This is a genomic window from Tistlia consotensis USBA 355 (genome assembly GCF_900177295.1).
Lineage (GTDB): Bacteria > Pseudomonadota > Alphaproteobacteria > Kiloniellales > DSM-21159 > Tistlia > Tistlia consotensis.
Genome location: NZ_FWZX01000062.1, coordinates 1 through 4,807, shown reverse-complemented (window position 1 = coordinate 4,807; position 4,807 = coordinate 1). Strand labels below are relative to the sequence as shown.

Annotated in this window: 4 protein-coding genes; all 4 read right to left on the bottom strand. The window is 71.1% G+C overall.

Features of this window, described 5'->3' with window-relative positions:
• A partial coding sequence (locus B9O00_RS31880; RefSeq protein WP_085127467.1) for a phage virion morphogenesis protein occupies positions 1–459 on the bottom strand: 459 nt, incomplete at its 3' end.
• A 112-nt stretch (positions 460–571) separates the two neighbouring features.
• Positions 572–1,786: a PBECR2 nuclease fold domain-containing protein gene (locus B9O00_RS33315; RefSeq protein WP_085127465.1), complete on the bottom strand. Its 1,215-nt coding sequence runs from the start codon at positions 1,784–1,786 to the stop codon at positions 572–574.
• Positions 1,779–3,344 carry a DUF935 domain-containing protein gene (locus B9O00_RS31870; RefSeq protein ID WP_085127463.1) on the bottom strand — a complete coding sequence of 522 codons (1,566 nt, stop codon included), beginning with the start codon at positions 3,342–3,344 and terminating at the stop codon, positions 1,779–1,781. Before B9O00_RS31870 ends, B9O00_RS33315 begins: the two co-directional genes overlap by 8 nt.
• Positions 3,344–4,807, bottom strand: a 1,464-nt coding sequence (terL, locus tag B9O00_RS31865) for a phage terminase large subunit (protein ID WP_143596442.1), incomplete at its 5' end; no start/stop codon positions are given. The genes terL and B9O00_RS31870, both read right to left, overlap by 1 nt.

Sequence of the window (4,807 nt, the reverse complement as noted above, 5' to 3'; positions counted from 1 at the left end):
CTCGGCCTCGTCGTCGGCGCTGACGCCGAGGTAGGGCCGGGCCGGGATCGTCACCGACTTCGCGAAGACCGCCTCGCCGCCGAGCGAGAAAGCCAGGGCCTCGCCGTTGCGAGGGACGATCGTGGCGCCGAACTGGTGCACGGCGGCCTGGACCTTGTTCGTGCCTTCCTCGACCTGGTGGCCGGAGACCTTGTAGGTGATCGAGCCCATCAGGCCGCCGGCGTTGCCCAGCTCGCGCAGGATGCCGGGGCCTTTCTTCGTCGCGGCATAGGCCGGGTTCAGCGGCGCCCAGGCCGAGCCGTCGGGCGCCCGTTCCTGGACGAACCGTTCCTTCGTCGACTGCACCAGGTGCAGGCCGATGTTCTTCAGCGCCGGCTCCGGCCGGCGGCCGAGGGATATGAGACGCTCCAGCGCGCGATCGACCTCGGCGCTGTCCAGGCGGATGCGGGCGCCGCTCACCCTTGCCTCCGCGACCGATCGGCCCCATCTTTGCGGGCACGACGGCACCGGCGGGATGTGGCCCCAGCAACCGATGCCCGGCGGCGCGCTGGCCACATCGGCGCAGCCCCCATCACTTCCGCTTCCAGAGCAGGCGACCGACGCGCTGGCGCTGCGCGTAGCCGGGATCGCGTGCCGGGATCATCGTCCAGGCCTCGAAGACGCCCTTGCGCGCCTGCGCCACCATGAGCAGCGGCCGGGTGCGGTCGAGCTGGACCAGCTTGACCAGGCGCTTGCGCAGCTCGACCTTGCCCGTGCCCTTGTGGCGCTCGAAGGCGAGCCAGATCTCGGCCGGCTCGTCGAGCAGCTCGGGCAGGAACGGGACGAAGGGCGCTCGGCCGAGCGGCAGATGCTCGGCGAGGCCGGCGGCGTTGACCAGAAGGCGATCGCCGTCCGGCAGGGTGACGAGGCGCTCGGCGCCGCCGATCGCCGTCTCGATCTGTTGCCGCAGCTCGTCGATAGACCCGGCGGCGGGGCCGAGCTTCGCCTTCGGCGCGTCCACCGGGATCGTGGCCGGCAGGCCGGCGCTCTGCCAGTCGCCGGGCGTGAGCTGTTCCCAGGCGGCTGCGCCCTGCGCGCGCCAGGCCGCCATCGCGTCGTCGGTCAGCCGCCGGCCGTAGGCCGCTTCGCCGACGTTGTACGCCCAGCCGGGATCGATGCCGCGCGGCACCTCGATCGTCTGGCCGGTCCGCTTGTCGAGGTACTGGTAGGTGCCGTCGTCGGGCGCCTGGTCGGGACCGCTCTTGCCGAGGCGCTGCAGCTCGCGCTTCGTGATCGCCTCGACGTAGCAGCTGCAGCCCCAGCCGTTCGGCGGATAGTGCGTCTCCCACCAGGGATCGTCGGCGGCCAGCACCAGGCCGTCCCAGGCCTGGTGCTGGTGGCGCGGGTTGAGGCTGCCGCCGTGGCGATAGCGCCAGTAGGGCCGATAGGACAGCACGTCCGGATCGGTCATCTGGGCGTAGCGCCCGGCCTGGTAGGCGGTGTCGAGGTTGGTCTGGTAGATGACGCGCGTCCGCCAGCCGCGCCCACCGTTGTAGGTCCAGCCGTAGCGCTCGACGATCCGGTCGAAGTCCCGGCGGAACTCCTCGATCGTGCTGCCGCTTTCGATCGCCTTGCCGATCGCCACCTGGAAGTCGGCCAGGAGATCGTCGCGCATCGCGCCGGCGACCATGAAGCCGCGCGTGTGGGCGCCTTGCCAGAGATCGTCCCAGCGCCGGGTCGGGATCGGTACCTTCTGGCGCCAGTAGGCGATGGCCTCGTCGAACGGCAGGCCGAAGGGGTCAGCCATCGATCACCCCGGCCCGGCCGGCCAAGTCGGCAGCGGCCATCGCCCGGGCCATGATGTCGGCCAGCTCGTCGAGCGGCATGTCCGGCTGGATCTCCAGGAGGCGCTGCTGCAGCTCGGCGAGGTCGCCGGTTCCTTCGACCACCTTGCGGATCTCCTCGACCAGGCCGCCGAGCAGGCCTGCCGCCTCCGCGTCGAGGCGCTCGGCCAGGCGCTCGGGCGCCGGCTGCTGTTGCGGCGCCGGCCGGGCCGGAGGAGTTGCCGCCTGGGTCGCGAGGGCGGGCGGCTCCGCCGCCGGCGGCGCTGGAGTTGCCGCCGGCGGAGCCAGCAGCTCGGCGTCCTTCTCGGGGTCGGCGAAGCCCAGCTTGTCGCGGACCTCGCTCATCTGCACCTTGAGGCCGAGCGGCACGAGCTTCTCCAGGGCCCCCGACATGACCGTGACGTCGACCGTGTCGGCGCGGCCGATGACGATCCGCGGATAGGCCCGCTGCGGACCGCGGGTCAGGTCGATGATCGGCCGGACGAGCTGGCGGTTCAGCGTCGCCGCCAGCTGCCGCGCGTCGGAGCGCTCGATGTCCTTCTGCACCTCGCGGTGCTCCTGGCTCACCGCGTGGCCGCCGGCGATCGCGTCGGTCGTCGTGGTCTGGCCGAGCACCGCCTTGGAGACCTGCTGGTCGAGCCAGTCGCAGCGCGCCTGGTAGAGCTGTGCGTTGGTCGCAGCACCCTCGGCCTTGACGAACTCGACTTCCATCCCCTTGGGGATGATCGCGGCGCAGTCGCTGGCGATGTTCGCCACCGCGTCGTAGAGCACCTGGCGATCCGCTTCCGTGGTCTCCGGTCCATAGCGGCCGAGGCGCAGCGGCTGGCCGTAGGTCTCGCAGAAGATCGCCCAGTCCTTGGAGGCGAAGGACTTGAACATCCAGGACCAGGCGGCGATGCGCGCCAGGCCGCCGCGGATCGGCAGGCCCGACTTGGCCTTGTGGACGTGGACGATGTACTTGAAGGGCGTCAGCGGCTGCGGTCCGCTGTCGCTGCGCAGCAGCAGCGTCCTGCCGTCGGTCCGGTCGATCTCGAACCAGCGCGGGTCCCGCCATTCCAGGCGGCTCGGCAGCCAGCGCTGGCCGTCGACCAGGTCCCAGACGATCTCGGTGGCGCTGTACCCTTTGCCGATCCCGTCCAGGACGTCGAACAGCTCGTCTTCCAGCTCGTCCCGGGCGAGCCACTCCCGGATCAGGTCGGCGTCCTCCTGGTCCGGCTTGGCGTCGCTCGCGGCTTCCACCGTGATGTCGAGCTGCGCGATCGCGCGCTTGCGCGTGCCCAGGACGCCGAGGTAGTGGAGGTCCTTCTCCTCCATGTCCTCCGCCAGCTCCAGCTGCCGCGTCGCGTCGCCCGCTTCCGCCTCGCGCAGGATCTGCGCCAGGCGCTGCGGCGTCAGGCCGGCCGACGGGTGGTCGGCCAGGATGCTGCGCACCCCGGCCAGGGTCGGCGTCGCCTCTTCCCGGCGCAGCGCCCGGCGATCGATCTTCAGCGGCCGGCCGTACTGGTCGACGAGCCCCACCATCAGTAAGCCCTCCCACGGAGTGAGCGCCGGACCCTGCGGTCCGGCTCGTCGTCGTCATCGAAGCGGGGCCGGCGTGGCAGGGAGAAGCCGCCGGCGGACTGCTCCCGCCCCGCGCGATCCGGCCGCACCGGCCGGTAGTCGTAGGTGACCGCCCCCCCGACCGCCGCCGACCACAGCATCTCCAGGCAGTCCAGGCCGTCGTCGTGGTCGACCATCGGGAAGTGCCGCATCTGGTCGAGCAGCGCTGTGAAGCGCGGGTGCAGCCGGATCAGCCCGTTGGCGACATGCGGCTGCAGGCGCTCGATGCGCAGCGCCTTGTCGGCGATCGGGATGACCGGCACCGCCGGCACCGGAATGCGGCGCGCGGCCGAGCGCTTGACCAGCTCGGTGCGGAAGAACTCCTGGAACTGCACCGCCTCGACGACCCACTTGGCGCAGCGGTACTCCTCCTCGAGGAGGATGATGTCTTCGATGATCCGGTCCGGCAGGCGCTTGCGGATCGAGGCCTCGACCACGTCGAGGACGCCGGTCTCCCGATCGAGGCCGCCGACCAGGATGGCCGAGGGATCGCGCCCTCGGTTCGCCTTGCCCAGGCTCGGGTCGCAGGCGCCGAAGAAGATCCAGGAGCTGAGGCGCTCGACCCAGAAGGTCACCGTTCCGAAGAGCGCGTCTTCCTTGCTGACGGGGTCGTTCTGGTACTCGCTGTCGAAGGCCGAGGTGCCGATCCGAACGCGGGTCTTCATCAGCTTGACCAGCGGCTGCACCGCCGGCCACAGCACCTCGGCGCCCTGCTCCATCTCGGCCCGATGCTCGGTGTGGAAGGCATCCGCTTCCTCGACGCCTTCGTTGCGCAGGACCTCCTCCCAGCGCTCCCAGAGGTCCATCCGGTCCGGCCAGCGGACCACCGCCTGGAAGATCGTCGCGCGCCACAGCGGGTTGCGCGACTTGCGGGCGGCGACGGCGTCGTAGTGCAGGAAGGTGTTGACGTAGATGAGGTCCATCGAGCCGTCCGGGGGGCCGAGCGGGTCGACGGTTTTGTCCAGCCACTTCTCCAGCTTGTCGCGCTGCTCCGGGGCGCGGACGTTCTCGTCGTTCTCCAGGTCGTCGCAGACGACCAGGTCCGGCCGCTGGGCGCCGTGCCGGAAGCCGCGCAGCTTCTTGCCGCTGCCGCCGACCTGGATCTTGGCGCCGTTGCGCAGCACCGCGACGCCGACCTGCCAGGTCGGGCCGGCGCCGCAGAGGTCCGGGAAGTCCTGCGCCAGGCGCGGGTTGACCTCGATCTCCGCCTTGATGCCCTCCAGGATCACGGCGGCCTGGTCGAAGCTGTCGGACAGGATGACGGGATAGCGCTTGTAGCCGTAGGCCAGGCACCAGATCACGAAGAGCTGGCCGGCGTAGGTGGTTTTGGCGTTGCCGCGGGGTGCCGCGATCAGCTCGCGCGCGCCGCCGGCCGGATCGAGGGC